The sequence below is a fragment of the Tenacibaculum aquaeponti genome (assembly GCF_052084715.1).
Taxonomy (GTDB): Bacteria; Bacteroidota; Bacteroidia; order Flavobacteriales; family Flavobacteriaceae; genus Polaribacter.
This window is the reverse complement of sequence record NZ_CP197288.1, coordinates 2780882-2796705: the sequence shown is the minus strand read 5'-3', so window position 1 is coordinate 2796705 and position 15824 is coordinate 2780882. Positions and strand designations below refer to the sequence as shown.

General features: G+C 29.2%; 15 protein-coding genes. 9 read left to right on the top strand and 6 right to left on the bottom strand.

The features are described 5' to 3' along the window. Nucleotides 1–21: 21 nt before the first annotated feature. The 5 genes from panB (at nucleotide 22) to ACSIGC_RS12595 (ending at nucleotide 5547) form a co-directional block, all read left to right on the top strand. Nucleotides 22–840, top strand: a complete 819-nt coding sequence (panB, locus tag ACSIGC_RS12615) for a 3-methyl-2-oxobutanoate hydroxymethyltransferase (protein WP_442265173.1) — start codon at nucleotides 22–24, stop codon at nucleotides 838–840. Nucleotides 841–886: 46 nt separating this feature from the next. Further along, nucleotides 887–1825: a 2-hydroxyacid dehydrogenase gene (locus ACSIGC_RS12610; protein WP_442265172.1), complete on the top strand. Its 939-nt coding sequence runs from the start codon at nucleotides 887–889 to the stop codon at nucleotides 1823–1825. A gap of 391 nt (nucleotides 1826–2216) precedes the next feature. Next, nucleotides 2217–4370 carry a C10 family peptidase gene (locus tag ACSIGC_RS12605; RefSeq protein WP_442265171.1) on the top strand — a complete coding sequence of 718 codons (2154 nt, stop codon included), beginning with the start codon at nucleotides 2217–2219 and terminating at the stop codon, nucleotides 4368–4370. A 335-nt stretch (nucleotides 4371–4705) separates the two neighbouring features. Further along, nucleotides 4706–5161 (top strand): DUF1801 domain-containing protein, encoded by a 456-nt coding sequence (locus tag ACSIGC_RS12600; RefSeq protein ID WP_442265170.1) that lies wholly within the window; start codon nucleotides 4706–4708, stop codon nucleotides 5159–5161. After that, complete coding sequence (locus tag ACSIGC_RS12595; RefSeq protein ID WP_442265169.1) at nucleotides 5158–5547, top strand: VOC family protein; 390 nt, start codon at nucleotides 5158–5160, stop codon at nucleotides 5545–5547. The genes ACSIGC_RS12600 and ACSIGC_RS12595 overlap by 4 nt, the downstream gene beginning before the upstream one ends. Here ACSIGC_RS12595 and ACSIGC_RS12590 read toward each other — a convergent pair. Beyond that, a complete protein-coding gene (locus tag ACSIGC_RS12590) occupies nucleotides 5542–7047 on the bottom strand; it encodes a hypothetical protein (RefSeq protein ID WP_442265168.1) in 1506 nt (501 codons plus the stop codon). The genes ACSIGC_RS12595 and ACSIGC_RS12590 overlap by 6 nt on opposite strands. Nucleotides 7048–7201: 154 nt before the next feature. On the opposite strand from ACSIGC_RS12590, the gene yiaA reads away from it, so the two are divergent. Further along, nucleotides 7202–7696, top strand: a complete 495-nt coding sequence (gene yiaA, locus ACSIGC_RS12585; protein WP_442265167.1) for an inner membrane protein YiaA — start codon at nucleotides 7202–7204, stop codon at nucleotides 7694–7696. Nucleotides 7697–7805: 109 nt separating this feature from the next. Continuing rightward, nucleotides 7806–8306, top strand: coding sequence for a hypothetical protein (locus tag ACSIGC_RS12580; protein WP_442265166.1), 501 nt, complete (start codon nucleotides 7806–7808; stop codon nucleotides 8304–8306). A 73-nt stretch (nucleotides 8307–8379) separates the two neighbouring features. Here ACSIGC_RS12580 and ACSIGC_RS12575 read toward each other — a convergent pair whose 3' ends face one another. The 4 genes from ACSIGC_RS12575 to ACSIGC_RS12560 all read right to left on the bottom strand — a co-directional run bounded on the left by ACSIGC_RS12575 (nucleotide 8380) and on the right by ACSIGC_RS12560 (nucleotide 12967). Beyond that, entirely contained in the window at nucleotides 8380–9249 is an 870-nt protein-coding gene (locus ACSIGC_RS12575) for an OmpA family protein (RefSeq protein ID WP_442265165.1), read from the bottom strand. Nucleotides 9250–9383: 134 nt separating this feature from the next. After that, nucleotides 9384–11189: a GNAT family N-acyltransferase gene (locus ACSIGC_RS12570; protein ID WP_442265164.1), complete on the bottom strand. Its 1806-nt coding sequence runs from the start codon at nucleotides 11187–11189 to the stop codon at nucleotides 9384–9386. A 52-nt stretch (nucleotides 11190–11241) separates the two neighbouring features. Further along, nucleotides 11242–12495 (bottom strand): aspartate kinase, encoded by a 1254-nt coding sequence (locus ACSIGC_RS12565; RefSeq protein WP_442265163.1) that lies wholly within the window; start codon nucleotides 12493–12495, stop codon nucleotides 11242–11244. After that, complete coding sequence (locus ACSIGC_RS12560) at nucleotides 12482–12967, bottom strand: GNAT family N-acetyltransferase (protein ID WP_442265162.1); 486 nt, start codon at nucleotides 12965–12967, stop codon at nucleotides 12482–12484. The genes ACSIGC_RS12565 and ACSIGC_RS12560 overlap by 14 nt, the downstream gene beginning before the upstream one ends. Nucleotides 12968–13151: 184 nt before the next feature. Here ACSIGC_RS12560 and fbp point away from each other — a divergent pair, with 184 nt between their 5' ends. Further along, entirely contained in the window at nucleotides 13152–14162 is a 1011-nt protein-coding gene (gene fbp, locus ACSIGC_RS12555) for a class 1 fructose-bisphosphatase (protein ID WP_442265161.1), read from the top strand. A 128-nt stretch (nucleotides 14163–14290) separates the two neighbouring features. Next, on the top strand, nucleotides 14291–14899 hold the full coding sequence (locus ACSIGC_RS12550; RefSeq protein ID WP_442265160.1) for a superoxide dismutase: 609 nt from the start codon (nucleotides 14291–14293) through the stop codon (nucleotides 14897–14899). A gap of 316 nt (nucleotides 14900–15215) precedes the next feature. Here ACSIGC_RS12550 and ACSIGC_RS12545 read toward each other — a convergent pair whose 3' ends face one another. Next, on the bottom strand, nucleotides 15216–15809 hold the full coding sequence (locus tag ACSIGC_RS12545; RefSeq protein ID WP_442265159.1) for a TetR/AcrR family transcriptional regulator: 594 nt from the start codon (nucleotides 15807–15809) through the stop codon (nucleotides 15216–15218). Nucleotides 15810–15824: the final 15 nt, after the last annotated feature.

Sequence of the window (15824 nt, the reverse complement as noted above, 5' to 3'; positions counted from 1 at the left end):
CATATTTATAACAAATCACACATGTCTGTAGCTAAAAAACAATATAAAAGAATCACGGTGAAGTCGTTGATTGAAATGAAAAGTAACAATGAAAAAATTTCAATGTTAACTGCCTACGATTATACAATGGCCAAAATAGTTGATGGTGCTGGAATTGATGTTATTTTAGTTGGAGATTCTGCCTCTAATGTTATGGCAGGACACGAAACTACTTTACCTATCACTTTAGATCAAATGATTTACCATGCAAGTTCTGTAATTCGTGCTATAGATCGTTGTTTAGTTGTAGTTGATTTACCTTTCGGTACTTATCAAGGAAATTCTAAAAACGCATTAGATTCTGCTATTAGAATTATGAAAGAAACTGGTGGGCATGCAGTGAAACTTGAAGGTGGTAGTGAAATTTCTGAGTCAATTTCAAGAATATTAACTGCTGGAATTCCTGTAATGGGTCACTTAGGTTTAACTCCTCAATCTATTTATAAATTCGGAACATATACTGTAAGAGCTAAAGAAGAAGCTGAAGCTAAAAAACTAAAAGAGGATGCTAAATTACTAGAGGAATTAGGTTGTTTCGCTTTAGTTTTAGAGAAAGTTCCTGCAAAATTAGCTCAAGAAGTTGCTGAAAGTTTAACTATTCCTGTAATTGGAATTGGCGCTGGTAGCGGTGTAGATGGACAAGTTTTAGTAATGCACGATATGTTGGGAATGACACATGAATTTAATCCTCGTTTTTTACGCAGATATTTAGATTTACATACGGAAATGACCAATGCTTTTAAACAATATATTAGTGATGTTAAAAGTGTAGATTTCCCTAATGAAAATGAGCAGTATTAAACTAGTAATTAATTCTGTTGTTGTAACCTTTGACTAGACTTTTTAAATGAAAATACTCCATTTAGATACCAATCACGATTTAATGATTCAACAGTTAACCGAATTAGGTTACGAAAATCATGAAGATTACACTTCTTCTAAAGAAGAAATCGAAGCTAAAATTCATAATTACGATGGTTTTATAATTCGAAGTCGTTTTACTATTGACAAACAGTTTTTAGATAAAGCTACGAACCTAAAATTCATTGGTCGTGTTGGAGCTGGGTTGGAAAATATTGATTGTGAATATGCCATTTCAAAAGGTATTCAACTTATTTCTGCTCCTGAAGGAAATCGAAACGCTGTAGGAGAACATGCTTTAGGAATGCTTTTATCTTTATTTAATAAACTAAATAAAGCCGATCAAGAAGTACGTTCAGGAAAATGGCTTCGTGAGGAAAATAGAGGAATAGAACTCGATGGTAAAACAGTCGGACTTATTGGTTACGGTAACATGGGAAAAGCTTTTGCTAAAAAACTTCGTGGTTTTGATGTTGAGGTACTTTGTTATGACATTAAGGATGGAGTTGGTGATGAAAATTGTAAACAAGTTTCTTTACAAGAACTTCAAAAAAAAGCTGATGTATTGAGTTTACATACGCCACAAACTGAATTAACCATTAATATGGTTAATGAAGAGTTCATTAATAACTTTAAAAAAACATTCTGGTTAATTAATACAGCTAGAGGAAAATCTGTTATTACAAAAGATTTAGTTTCCGCTTTAGAAAGCGGTAAAATTTTAGGAGCAGGTTTAGATGTATTAGAATACGAAAAAAAGTCTTTTGAAAATCTTTTTACTGAAAGCGACATTCCAGAAGCTTTTCAATATTTAATTGATTCCGACAAAGTATTACTATCACCACATGTAGCTGGTTGGACTGTAGAAAGCAAAATAAAATTGGCACAAACTATTGTAGACAAAATAAAAGAACTTAATCCTTAAGTTTCTTTTAATAGATTTAACTATTTAAAAAATCTTATTTGATAAAAATTACTTTTATACCCCCATTTTCTAAATACAACTCAAAAATTATTTTTATTTAAAAATAACACTTTATTAACATGTGTTTTTTGTTTATTTCTCAAGAATTAAAGAATAAAAAAAGCTCCATATTTATCCCCTTAAACATCAATTATTTTAATTCAAAATAACAACTTAAAAAAACGAAAGTAGATTAACCTTAATTTAATTTTTATTGACTTAAAAATTAATTGAGCTAAAATACTTTTGTGAAACTTTAAACAAAATCTGGTTAACCAGATTTTAAAAAACAAAACACCTTATCAAAGGTGGAATTCGAAAATAATTAACCTCTATATTAAAAATCAATTAAATGAAAAAAATTACCCTTTTAAGTATCTTTTTATTATTTTTTGCAAAAGATATTTTTGCAAACCCTGTAGACAAAGCAAAAGCAATAGCAGTTGCTAGTAATTGGATTCAAGGAAAACAAAGTTTTTTAAGAAAACAAAAAGTCACAACTTTATCCATTAATGAAGTTAAGTACAAAAATAAAATTGTTTATTACATTATAAATTTTAAACAAGGTGGTTTTGTAATTGTTTCAGCGGATGACTCAACTAAACCAATTTTAGGTTATTCTCACACTTCTAATTTTGAGGCTATTTCTGAAAATTTACCTACTAATAATTTACTTGATGCTTATAAATCTTTTGTTTATGAAAGTTCTTTCACTAAAAAAAATAAAAGTAGAAAAGCTACAAAAAGAGCTTGGGATAATATTTTAAACAATAAAACATCCAAACAGTTTAGAGTAAAATCGGTTGAACCATTTATGGATGATATTTTATACACTCAATCAAATGGTTTTGAAAGATTTTGTCCTAGTGATGATGATGGTCAAGCGATTGTTGGATGTGTGGCTACCGCAATGTCACAAGTAATGAGATACTGGGAATTTCCTAAAACTGGGAAATCTCAAACTACTTATACACACCAGAAATATGGTACCTTAAGTGTTAATTTTGAAAATCAATTGTATGATTGGGATAACATGTCTAAAACAATAGCAGATAATGAAAATGCAAAGCTTTCATACCACACTGGAGTAGCAGTAAAAATGAATTATGGTACTTCTGCAAATGGAGGATCTGGAGCATATACCACTAATGCTTTAAAGGCGTTAAAAACTAACTTCAAATATAATAGTGGCGCAAAAATGATGTATAGACATTATTACTCAGACCAAGAGTGGAGTCAATTATTAAAAAATGAGTTAAATTTAAAACGACCAGTTTTATATTCAGGAAGAAGTAAAAATCTTCAAGATCCAAACGCTGGGAGTGCTGGCCATTTATTTGCATTGGATGGATATCAGGTTACAGAACAAGGTGATTTTTTCCATATTAATTGGGGTTGGGCAGGAAGAAGTAATGGATACTTTTACTTAACTGAAATGATAACTCATGGTGGGAAATATAATTGGATTGATTACAATTCAGCCATTGTTGATTTATATCCAACAAATTTAGCTCCTGTTTTTGAAACAAAACCTTTATTAAATCATATTAAGATTAATCAAATTTATGAATATGTAATCAAAGTAAGCGACGAAAACAGAAATGATCAATTAAGCATTTCTATAAAAGAAGGTTCTAACTGGTTATCTATTAATAAAAAAGAAAAAGGAGTTTTTGTATTAGAAGGAACTCCAACTACATCAAGCTTAGGAAAAACTTCAATTGTATTAGAATTAACAGACGGTATTAATACAACTACACAAAATTTTGAAATAATTGTTGAAGAAAATAATAATCAAAGTTATTGTGATTCTAAAGGTTATAACACAAATTATGAATGGATTGATTTTGTTTCTTTTGGAGGAATGAGTAATTCATCAGGGAATAATAATGGTTATGCTGATTTTACCAACAAAACAGCAACAGTTAATTTGGGTAGCGTTAATGAACTTATTATTAGAGCAGGTTATAATGACTATAGCTATAAAGAACACCTTGGTGCTTGGATAGATTATAATCAAAATGGAGTGTTTGAAGATAATGAAAGAATTATTGACACTTCTGTCAACAACAATACTAATCAAAAGTATTCTATAAATATTCCTAATAATGCTTTAAAAGGAAAAACAAGAATGAGAGTTTCTATGAAATACGACAACAAACAAAACTCTTGTGAATCTTTTACTTATGGAGAAGTAGAGGATTATACTATTGAAATTAAAGAAGGAATAAATTTTAGAGAAATTTCAAATAATGAAAACCTTAATTTTTCTGAAAAAAATCTATTTGTTTACCCTATTCCAGCAACTAATTTTTTAAACATAAAATCAAAAAATAATAGCATTAAAATTGATTATTATGAAGTTATAGATTTAAACGGTAGCGTAATACTAAAAAATGATTTTAAAGAAAAAATACACATAAACAATTTAAAAAGAGGTATTTACTATATTTTAATGTATGATGAAAATTCGAATCGTTATATGAAAAAATTTATCAAAAACTAAACTAAGTAAATCACTCAATACTAAAAACATAGAAGAGGTTAATTATATTTAAGGAGGCTTTTAAGCCTCCTTTTTTTATTCTGAAGGAAAGTTTTATTTGAGTTATATTTTTTAAACAACCCATACTTACACAAAATGCTCCAACTATAAATAATAACTTCGTTAAAAGTATAATTCATTTGCACATAAGTAAAACCTCAACTAATCAATGCTTTTTAAAATCGATTCATTTATCTTCATAAAAAATTATAAAGAGCTAGTCTACCAATCAGAAACGAACTTGCTTTTCTCTTTTTTGTATATTAGTTTCAGCATAATTTCAATTTTTATTCAAAATGAAATACGAAGCAAATACTCCACAAGAATATATAGATCAACTTCCGGAAGAGCGTCAATCTGTTATTCAGCAATTACGAGACGTTATTAAAAAACATCTTCCTGAAGGTTTTGAAGAAGGTATTAATTACAATATGATCGGATATTATGTACCACATTCAATATATCCAGACGGTTATCATTGTGATCCAAAATTACCTTTACCTTTTATGAATATCGCTTCTCAGAAAAACTCTGTGAATTTATATCATAGTGGAATTTACGCTAATCCAGAAATACATGATTGGTTTGTAAGTGAATACCCGAAGCATTGTAAACAAAAACTCGATATGGGTAAAAGTTGTGTTCGCTTTAAAAAGCTAGATGATATTCCGTATGAATTAATTGGAGAATTATGTAGTAAAATAACAGTTGAAGATTGGATTTCAACCTATGAAAAAAATGTAAAGAAATGAAAAAAGGTAAAGTAACAGGAATTGGCGGCGTATTTTTTAAGACTGAAGATGTAAATTCAACTAAAGAATGGTATAAAAAACATTTAGGCTTTAATACAGATGATTGGGGATGTACATTTTGGTGGAAAGATAATGATGGAAATAAAGCATCGACACAATGGAGTCCGTTTAAAAAAGATACAGATCATTTTCTTCCTTCGAAAAAAGGATTTATGATTAATTACAGAGTTGAATATTTAGAAAACTTACTAGAACAACTTAAAAATGAAGGTGTAACTATTCTTGGAGAAATTGAAGAATATAGCTACGGTAAGTTTGCTTGGATTATTGATTTAGATGGTAATAAAATTGAGCTTTGGGAACCAATAGACGAGGCTTTTTTATAATTCTTGAGCCTGAGTTATTAAACCTAAAGTAACTTCGAAAATTGGTTCATTTATCATTTTACTTTTTAACCAAGCATAAAAACTCATCACAAAAATATCTTCTTGTTTAGCTCCAATCCACTCAAAAGAGTTCTCTACAGTTTGAAAGAATTTTTCTGAAGCAATCTCTTTCGGATTATCATAATAAAGCGCTACATATTTTAAGAAAATTAATACACGCTCCTGCCCTATTTCTTTTAAGTAAATACCGTATTGTCTTTTAAATCTTAACAATCGATTTTCAAAAACATCAAAATTATCCAACTCAACAAGTAATAATATTTCAATTAAACTCTTTTTAATCACCCATTCTTTCCCAACCTTTTCCAAATACCATTTGTCTGTATGATATAATTTAGTCAATAGTTTATATGACTCTTTTATTGCTCCTTTCTGAAAATAAAATACCACTAAACTTAAATGAAGATCCAATGCTCCAACCACATCTGAATGTTTCTTTTTTAAAACAAACTCTAATCTTTCAATAGCCTCATTTTGATTATTCATATAATTCAAATTTAGCGTATACAACAACTCATATTTTAATCTGAATGTACGTTCATACTTACGTTTATTTTTTAAAATTTCAGTATCCATAATCTTTAAAAAACTTAAAGATTTTTCAAATTGTTTTGTTCTAAACAAGGTATTAGCAATCATATACAATACATGAATATGATAAAACCGTTCTTTTTCTTTATTTGGTTTCTCTTTTAAAAACTCATACATATCCAACATAAAAGACTCTATTTCTAAATAATCTTTAGTTACAAATGCAGAAATACTAGCAATGGTTAATAGCTGATAAAGCGATTTAAAAGAAAGTGTTTTATTAATATCTATATTTTGCTCATGTAATATTTTTAAAACAATTTTTTGAAAATCAATAACTTCTCCTTTTGCAAAAATTTGATGTAAGATTACTCTTACTTTTGCGTATACAATATTCAGTTCTTCTTCTAACTCTGCTTGTTTTTTATTTTTTCTGAACGCTTCAATTAAGTCTTCTAAATTTTCTTTTTCATTCTCATGTGAAAATTGAATTCTTAAATGATAAATTTCATTCAGGTAAGGATATAATTGATATTCTTCAGCAATTTTAGTTGCTTTTTGTAATAATTTAAATCCTAAAGCATATTGTTGTTGCTGCAAAAAAGAACGTGAAACTAAAATGTATTTTATCACAGCTACTTTCTCTGAATTCTCTTCTTCTAAATTTAAAGCTGCTAAATACTCTATTAAAGCTTCATACAACCGTTTTCTAAGGGCATGATACGCATCTTTTTTACCACCAGAATATAATGTTTCACACATTTCTTCTGATGAGAGTTCATTTGCATATATCAACTTAAAAAGTTGAATATTTTTCACATCAGTTCTTTTATTTTTTTTACTTAAAAAACTAATAAACCGCGTATAATCTTCCGTAGAAAACGAAGAAATAATTGCATTTAAACTCATTTTTAATCGTCAGTTTTAAATATAAAAACTCAATAAATATAACAATTAATTAAAATATTTAAATTTATATATCATCAGTTTTAATGAAATTTAGTTTTCTATACTTCTCGATCACTTCTCATCTTTGTAGTGTAATTATTTAAAATAAATTATTATGGATTATCAAACAACAATTACAAACAAAGACGCTACAAACCAAAAAGAAAAAGGAAAAGAAATTAAAATTTACGATCAAAAGCCAACAAGTGCTTTTGTAGGTGCATCTTGGGCATCTTTATTTGTGGGAACAATTGCTTTTTGTATCGGTTTATGGAATGCCGATATGTTATTAAATGAAAAAGGATATTACTTTACTATTTTGTTATTCGGATTATTCTCTGTAATCTCCGTTCAGAAAGCTGTGAGAGATAAACTAGAAGGAATAGAAGTAACTAACATGTATTACAGTATAAGTTGGGCAACTACTATCATTTCTATACTTCTTTTAATTATAGGACTATGGAATGCCGAATTAGAATTAAGTGAAAAAGGGTTTTATGCAATATCATTTATGTTAAGTATTTATGCTGCAATTGCCGCTCAAAAAAACACAAGAGACATTGCTTTTATCGAAAGAAATCAAAAGAACAATCAGAAAGATTTGTTTTGATAGTTCGATTAGTTACATAGCTGATCAAAAAACCCAGCAACATAATTTTGCTGGGTTTTCTTTTTATTTTTTTTAAATTTGAGAAGTAACTCACTTTAAATCAATAAAAATGTCTGAAGAGAATAAGAATTTAGAAGACCAAACAAACGAAGCAACAGAAAACATTGAAAATACTGCTGAAGAAACAACCAACGAAACCAAAGAATCTGCTAAAGAAGCATTTAATAAAGCAGCAGATAAGGCCACTGAATTAGCTGGGGAAGCCAAAGAAGCTTTTAATGATGCTGCAGAAAAAGCAGGTGAATATGCAAAGGTTGCTGAAGAAAAAATTTCTGATTTTGCTGGTGATGCTAGTGAAAAACTTGCTGATTTAGCCGACGATGCTAAAGAAGCTCTAGGAAATGCGAAAGAAAAAGTTAATGAAATCTTAGCCAGTGAAGAAGTACAAAACATAAAAACTAAAGCTAGTGAATTTGCTGGAGATGCTAAAGAGGCATTAGATGACGCTGCAGAAAAAGCAGCAGATTTAGCTGAAGATGCTGTTGAGGAATTAAGAGAAGTAAAAGGTAAAGCAAAAAACCTATTTCAAAGATTATTTGGAAAAAAGTAATAAAACAAAAAACTAATCCTTTTTCAAGGATTAGTTTTTACAAAGTCTAGGGATTATCCAAGTTAAATTACTACTAAGGAGTAATTGTTTCTTCTTGAGCTAACAATCCGAAGAATTTATCTAAATTTGGTAAAATAACAATTCTTGTTCTACGGTTTCTCGCTCTATTTTTAGCTGTAGAATTATCCACTAAAGGCACTGAACTTCCTCTTCCTGCAGCAATTAGCCTGTTTGAATCTACATTATATTTTTTCTCTAGTAAACGAACTATAGAAGTCGCTCTTTTCACACTTAAGTCCCAGTTATCTTGAATCACTGCATTGTTAATTGATCTAGAGTCTGTATGTCCTTCAATCATAACATCCATACTTGGCTCTGAGTTAATTACATTTGCTAACTGTTCAATAAGTTTATATGCTTTTTTCTTAACTCTATAACTTGCTGTATTGAATAATAACTCATCAGAAACAGAAATCATAACAACTGTTTGATCAATATCAACATTAATATCTTCAGAGTTTTCTAATTCAGAAGTATTAATTGATTTCTTTAAGTTATATGCTATAGCCACATCCATAGAATCTTTTAATGTTTTAGCATTTGCTAACTCTGCAGGATCTACTTTAGCTAAAGTTTCTCTCATTTTCTTTTTCATAGAATTAGACATTACAGCAGTTTTACCCACCATATCTAATTTTACATTATTCTCTTCTTTTAATGAAGAATTATAATTTTTAAGTGAATTAATTTTTTCATTGTAGTTATCAACTCGCTTTTCAATTTTTGCAAATTTTGCTTCTAGCTCTTTCTTCTCGAAAGCAGTTTTTTGAAGATTTCCTTTAGTATCTTCATACTGTTTTTGTAATTCTACATATTTCTTCTTAGAAACGCATGATGCAAACGCTAATGTAGAAACACCTAGGAGGATTATAGCTTTTCTCATTATTAAAATTTAATTGGTTGTTACTTTAACGGAAGCTTTACCTAAATATTATACAAATAAAAAATGCTACTCTTAAAAGAGTAGCATTTGTATAAAGTTTAATGTGACAAAATACTAATTTATATCATCACACTTTATTTATTAGCATTTTCTAAAGCTTTACGTTCTAGCTCGGCTTGAAACTCTTCTAAAACTGGCTTTACAGTACTTTCAGGTAAATCTGCAACTTTAATATACATTAAACCATCAATAGCATTATTAAATTTTGGATCTACATTAAATGCAACTAATCGAGCATTTTGTTTGATATATTTTTTAATTAAAACAGGAATTCTTAAAGCACCTGGTTCAACTTCATCTATAATTTTATCAAACTTATTCATGTCTGATTGTGTTGCATCAAAAACAAAATCTTTATCACCATCCTTAAGCTTTACCTTAAACTCTTTCTTTGGATGAATATACTGTGCTACATAAGGATCATAATAATGTGATTTCATGAATTCAATCATTAATGATTTAGAAAAATCCGAAAATTGATTACTAATACTCACTCCTCCCATTAAATACTTATACTTAGGATAACGTAACGTAACGTGTACAATTCCTTTCCAAAGTAAAAATAACGGCATTGGTCTTTGTTGATATTCTTTAGTAATAAAAGCTCTCCCCATTTCAATGGTATTTTCCATCATAGGGTGCAACTCGGGTTCAATTTTAAATAATGTTTGAATATAAAAACCATTTATTCCATAACGTTTATAAATCTCTTTTCCTAATCCCATTCTGTAAGCTCCAACTACTTTTTTTGCATTGTTATCCCACAATAATAAATGATGATAGTATTTATCGAATTTATCTAAATCTAACGCATTATTTGTGCCTTCTCCTACTTCTCTGAATGTAATTTCACGTAAACGTCCTATTTCATGTAAGATATTTGGTATTTCTTTAGTATCTGTAAAGAACACCTCATAATCTTTACTTATTAATAGCCGTTTACCATGATCTCTCAAGCTATCAATCTCTTTTACAAATAATTCAGGATTTCTCTGATTACTAATGTTTTTTGTTTTTTTAGGAAGTTTTAGCTTTTGTGTAGAGATTAATCTCTGGTTCGTTTCAAAAGGATTCGCTAACATGTAAGTTTTCTTTCTTAAAAACTCGTAGAAAGCAGGTATTTCTTTGTATGTATCCTGATCTTTAACTGAAATTGGCTTACCAATTCTTACTTTTATTACTCGCTTCTTTTGAGATAATAATTCTGATGGAAGTTTAGCTGTTCTTAATGTATCACTAATTTTTGATAAGAAATAAAATAGACGACTATTTTTAGCATGAAAATAAATAGGAATTACTGGTACTTTTGCTTTCTTAATTAACTTTACAGCTCCTTCTTCCCATTCTTTATCAACCATTAGTTTTCCATCTCTATAGGTTGAAACTTCACCTGCTGGGAATATACCTAAAGGTTTCCCTTCTCGTAAATGTAATAATGCATTTTTAATACCAGAAACACTAGACTTTGCATCCTTATGGTTTTCAAAAGGATTTACTGGCATTACATAAGGTTTTAACGGCTCTATTCTGTGCAACAAGAAATTAGCAATAATCTTATAATCTGGTCTGTGCTCTACCAACAATCGCAATAATAAAATTCCATCTATACCTCCTAAAGGATGGTTAGATATTGTAATAAACGGACCTTCTTTAGGAATACGTTTAAAATCATCTTCTGGTATTTCAAATTCTATCTGAAATTCATCTAACAATCCCTTTAAAAAAGGTAAATCATTTAAATGTTTATGTTTATTATATACTTTATTTGCGGTTGATATACGCAAAACTTTCATTAATAACCAGCCAATAAACGTACCTACAAAACCTAGTTTATCAACTTTTATTGCTTTTGCGACTTCTTTAGATGTAACTAAACCCATAATTAAGTTTGGTGTTAACGTAAGTGGCAAATATAGCAGAAAAATACTTTGGTTAAGCGTTTTCTTGAATTACTAACTGTGCTGTTTCTGTATTAATTTGTCTAATAATTGCTTTTCCTTTTGCTCTAATACTTTTAATCGCTTCATCATCAAAATGTCTTATTGTATATAATGTGACATCTTTATATGATTTAATTGTGTAGAAAGATTTTAATTCATCATAAAAATCATCAAACATATTAAACTTATCTTCAATACAAACTGAAAAACTAATTGCTGAATTCTGAATTAAATTCACCTTTAACTTATAATCGTGTAATTTTTTAAATACATCACTAATATTGTCTTCTACCATAAACGAAAAATCTTTAGCCGATATAGAAACTAATATTTGATTCTTCTTTACAATATAACATGGTATTTCTGGAGTAATTCCTTCTGTTTTTAAAACTGTTGTTCCTTCTCTATCTAAATCATCGAAAGAACGAACATATAAAGGAATTTGTTTTTGTTCTAACGGTTGAATTGTTTTCGGATGAATTACAGAAGCTCCGTAAAATGCCATCTCAATAGCTTCAGTATAAGAGATTTTCCTTAAAAGTTCTGTCTCACTAAAAACTCTCGGATCTGCATTTAAAACTCCTGGCACATCTTTCCATATAGTTACACTATCTGCTTCTAAACAATATGCAAAAATACCTGCAGTATAATCTGATCCTTCTCTACCTAAAGTCGTTGTATACTCTCCATCATTCCCTAAAAAACCTTGAGTTATATTTAACTTGGTTGTATCTACTTTCTCCTTAATTATAGTTTCTGTAAGTTCCCAGTTTACCTTTGCATCTCTATAGTTATTATCTGTTTTTATATACTCACGAACATCTAACCATTGATTTTCTACACCAATTTTTGTTAAGTAAGCACTCACTATTGTTGTTGATAATATTTCTCCGAAACCAACAATTTGATCGTATATATAATTATAATCTTCAGACGTATTAATAGCCATTCTACCAGCTAATTCGCCAAATAAGTACATTACCTTAGTATACACTTCGTCACCTTTATCAAAAAGACCGTCTAACATTTCTGTATGAAAATCTTTTATTACCTCTAATGCAGGCTTTACATCGTCTGTACTTTCTGTATATGCTTTAATTAAACGTTCGAAAGCATTTGTCATTTTTCCCATTGCAGAAATTACTACTAAAGTATTTTCTGTTCCTTCATGCTGTAGTACACGTACAACATTTTTAACTGCATCAGGATTTTTTACTGATGCCCCTCCAAACTTAAAAATTCTCATTTATAAATCTTTCTAAATTTTGTTCATTCATTTGGGCTACGTCCCAATCCCTTAAAACTTTTGCTCCACTTTTTTCATAAAAATCAATAGCATTTGTATTCCAATCTAATACTTCCCATGCTACACGTTTATACCCATTATCTGAAGCATATTTCATTATTGATTTATATAATTCTTTTCCCGCTCCTATTCCTCTTTTAGATGCTGTTACCATTAAATCTTCTAAATGAATTGTTTTACCTTTCCATGTAGAATATCTTTCATAGAACAACCCCATACCTATAATAGTACCATTAGCTTCTTCTGCGACAAAAGTGTTGAATCTTGGATTTTCTGAAAATCCATCTTTTATTAAATCTTCAACAGTTATTTCTACCGCATCTGGTTCTTTTTCAAAAACGGCTAACTCAACAATTAAATTATGAATCGCTTGAACATCTTCTTTTTTTCCTTTACGAATAGTAAAACTCATGTTTAAAATTTTTAGGCAAAAATAGTTTTTATAACACCTTGTTAAAAAAAATAACAAATTACAACACATACAATTGTTTTGTTGATTTTTCTACTTTAACAATTCCTGTAAAATACTAAACTAAAACGTTGTAGTTGTAAAAAAAGTTATCATCTTTGTAAACAGATAAAATCTGTATCGTTTTATGGCTAAAAAAAATCAAACTCTTGGTGAATTTATCATCGAAAATCAAACTTCTTTTAAATATACTTCTGGTGAATTATCTCGATTAATCAATTCTATTCGTTTAGCTGCCAAAGTTGTTAATCATGAAGTAAATAAAGCTGGTTTAGTAGATATTATTGGTGCTGCTGGTGAAACCAACATCCAAGGTGAAGATCAACAAAAACTTGATGTTTATGCCAACGATAAATTTATTCAGACATTAACTAATAGAAATATTGTTTGTGGTATTGCAAGTGAAGAGGAAGATGATTTTATAATCGTAAATAGTCAAGATGAAAACCATCAAAATAAATATGTCGTATTAATTGATCCTTTAGATGGATCTTCTAATATTGACGTAAATGTTTCTGTTGGTACTATTTTTTCAATTTACAGAAGAGTAACCCCAGTAGGAACTCCTGTTAAACTCGAGGATTTCTTACAAAAAGGAAGTGAACAAGTTGCTGCAGGATATGTAGTTTATGGCACATCCACCATGTTAGTATACACTACAGGAGATGGTGTAAATGGTTTTACTTTAAATCCAGCTATAGGTACTTTCTACTTATCTCATCCAGATATGAAATTCCCTGAAGATGGAAAAATTTACTCTGTAAATGAAGGTAATTATATTCATTTCCCTTTAGGAGTAAAAAAATACATTAAGTATTGTCAAGAAGAAGAAGGAGACAGGCCTTATACTAGCAGATACATAGGATCTTTGGTTTCTGATTTTCATAGAAACATGATCAAAGGAGGGATTTATATGTACCCAAAAAGCTCTAAAAATTCTAATGGTAAACTTCGTTTATTATATGAATGTAACCCAATGGCATTTTTAGCAGAGCAAGCAAAAGGAAAAGCTAGTGATGGTTTTAATAGAATTATGGATATTCAACCAACAGAATTACACCAAAGAATTCCTTTTTTCTGCGGAAGCAAAAATATGGTCGAAAAAGCTGAAGAGTTTATGAGAGAATATTCTGAATAAAAGTAATTTAATTCTGTTATAATATTATCTTATTATACTATAAGAATCAAATAGGGCTAACTGTTGTTAGTCCTGTTTTTTTATGGTAACTTCGTGTCAGTTAATTAGTAATCAAATAAACAAAAATTATGGCTTTTGAATTACCAGAATTAGGTTACGCTTATGATGCGTTAGAACCAAATATTGATGCAAGAACTATGGAGATTCACCACTCTAAGCATCATAATGGATATACAACTAAATTAAATGCTGCAATTGAAGGAACAGATTTAGAAGGTAAATCTATAGAAGATATTTTAACAAACTTAGACATGAATAATGCTGGAGTTCGTAATAATGGTGGTGGTTTTTATAATCACTCATTATTTTGGACTGTAATGAACCCACAAGATAGAGGATACTTATCTGGTGAATTAAAGGATGCTATTGAAGCTGAATTTGGTTCTAAAGAAGCTTTTATTGATGCTTTTTCTAAAGCTGCTGCTACTCAATTTGGTTCTGGATGGGCTTGGTTATGCGTACACAAAGGTGGTAAAGTAGAAGTATGTTCTACTCCAAACCAAGACAATCCTTTAATGCCAGGTGTTTCTTGTGGAGGAACTCCTATTTTAGGGTTAGATGTGTGGGAACATGCTTATTATTTAAACTATCAAAATAGAAGACCAGATTATATTGAAGCTTTCTTTAAAGTTATCAACTGGAATGAAGTTGAAAGAAGATATGCAGAAGCTAAATAAGACAACAATATAGTTCTTATATAAAAAAAGCACCCAGAACGGGTGCTTTTTGCTTACACTTTTTTTCGAAAATCGTAAACTTTTTAATTCTTTTTAGAAGTTTGTTTGTTTAAAAACGGTTATACAATCTTTTCAAATAGTTTAAGCCTGTCTTCGACATTAGTTCTTGAAGACAACGTTAACAAATTAAAATACACTAAAGAACTAATTTAGTTTAGTTTAGCTCAAAAGAGCTAGTTTTGTTTATGTTTTTCAATAAACATACTTGGGATTAAATTAAACTTATACCAATCGGTATATTTTATTTTAAATTTTTTTAAACTTTCAATTCATTATCTATTATTTTCTTCATTACATCTGCTAAATCAAATAGATAAGTCTCATCTTTCATTATGTGAGACATATACACTGCTCCTTCTATCATGTAGGAAAATCTTTTTGCATAAACAGCACTATCAACATTATTTTTAACCTCATTAGTCTCTTTTGCCACCTCAATTAAATTCGTGAATTTCTCTAAGATTCGCTCATTATAAGATCGTACTAATTTAGATATTGAATTTTGCTGATATTCTGAATCAACACCAATATTTAATATTGGACAGCCTCCAAATTTTTTACAATAACTATAATAGTTTTTATAAAAATTAGAAACATTAATCAATCTATTTAACGCTGTTTCCCCCTTTGCAACATGTGCATTTAAATCTTTTAAAACGGTTCGGATACAATGGCGAAAAGCTTCTATGGCTAATTCTTCTTTACTTTCAAAATGCCCGTATATAGCTCCTTTTGTTAGACCAGCTGCTTGAGTTATTTGTGATAAACTCATAGCTGAATATCCTTTCTTATTAAATATAGGAGCAACCGTTTCAATAATATGTAATCTTGTCTTCTCAGATTTCAACATATATGGCAAATATAT

Coding starts and splice junctions, on each gene's coding strand:
- panB (WP_442265173.1), top strand. CDS start 22: ATGTCTGTAGCTAAAAAACAATATAAAAGAATCACGGTGAAGTCGTTG.
- ACSIGC_RS12610 (WP_442265172.1), top strand. CDS start 887: ATGAAAATACTCCATTTAGATACCAATCACGATTTAATGATTCAACAG.
- ACSIGC_RS12605 (WP_442265171.1), top strand. CDS start 2,217: ATGAAAAAAATTACCCTTTTAAGTATCTTTTTATTATTTTTTGCAAAA.
- ACSIGC_RS12600 (WP_442265170.1), top strand. CDS start 4,706: ATGAAATACGAAGCAAATACTCCACAAGAATATATAGATCAACTTCCG.
- ACSIGC_RS12595 (WP_442265169.1), top strand. CDS start 5,158: ATGAAAAAAGGTAAAGTAACAGGAATTGGCGGCGTATTTTTTAAGACT.
- ACSIGC_RS12590 (WP_442265168.1), bottom strand. CDS start 7,047: ATGAGTTTAAATGCAATTATTTCTTCGTTTTCTACGGAAGATTATACG.
- yiaA (WP_442265167.1), top strand. CDS start 7,202: ATGGATTATCAAACAACAATTACAAACAAAGACGCTACAAACCAAAAA.
- ACSIGC_RS12580 (WP_442265166.1), top strand. CDS start 7,806: ATGTCTGAAGAGAATAAGAATTTAGAAGACCAAACAAACGAAGCAACA.
- ACSIGC_RS12575 (WP_442265165.1), bottom strand. CDS start 9,249: ATGAGAAAAGCTATAATCCTCCTAGGTGTTTCTACATTAGCGTTTGCA.
- ACSIGC_RS12570 (WP_442265164.1), bottom strand. CDS start 11,189: ATGGGTTTAGTTACATCTAAAGAAGTCGCAAAAGCAATAAAAGTTGAT.
- ACSIGC_RS12565 (WP_442265163.1), bottom strand. CDS start 12,495: ATGAGAATTTTTAAGTTTGGAGGGGCATCAGTAAAAAATCCTGATGCA.
- ACSIGC_RS12560 (WP_442265162.1), bottom strand. CDS start 12,967: ATGAGTTTTACTATTCGTAAAGGAAAAAAAGAAGATGTTCAAGCGATT.
- fbp (WP_442265161.1), top strand. CDS start 13,152: ATGGCTAAAAAAAATCAAACTCTTGGTGAATTTATCATCGAAAATCAA.
- ACSIGC_RS12550 (WP_442265160.1), top strand. CDS start 14,291: ATGGCTTTTGAATTACCAGAATTAGGTTACGCTTATGATGCGTTAGAA.
- ACSIGC_RS12545 (WP_442265159.1), bottom strand. CDS start 15,809: ATGTTGAAATCTGAGAAGACAAGATTACATATTATTGAAACGGTTGCT.